Origin of the sequence: Salmonella sp. SAL4457, from assembly GCF_046548235.1 — a bacterium.
GTDB lineage: Bacteria > Pseudomonadota > Gammaproteobacteria > Enterobacterales > Enterobacteriaceae > Salmonella > Salmonella enterica.
Genome location: NZ_JBGDZO010000144.1, coordinates 1 through 362 on the forward strand (window position 1 = coordinate 1; position 362 = coordinate 362).

The window sequence follows — 362 nt, forward strand, 5'->3', positions numbered from 1 at the left end:
GTTCCGGGGTGCGGAAGCTGTTGGTCCAGTTGATCAGGGTGGTGCCGCCCACTGCGCGGCCCTGGAGGATGGTGATGGCGCCGTCCTTGCTCATCCGGCCGATGCCTTCCTGGTACAGCTCGGGGTAGGCGTCGGCCTCCTGCATCTTGAAATCGCTGCTGGTCTTCAGCGGGCCTTCTTCCACCAGCAGCACCTTCAGGCCGGCGGCGCTGAGGATTTCCGCGGTGGTGCCGCCGCCGGCGCCGGTGCCGACCACGACCACGTCGGCCTCCAGCTCCAGGTCGTCGTCCAGGCGCGAGCCGTTGTAGGTTTTCCAGCCGCGGGCGAGGCCCTCGGCGAACAGATCGGGTACAGGCATGAAT

1 protein-coding gene is annotated in these 362 nt (G+C 67.4%); it reads right to left on the reverse strand.

Annotated features, from left to right (window positions below):
* Positions 1–362, reverse strand: a 362-nt coding sequence (locus ACLJNW_RS23635; protein ID WP_410961146.1) for a GMC family oxidoreductase N-terminal domain-containing protein, incomplete at both ends; no start/stop codon positions are given.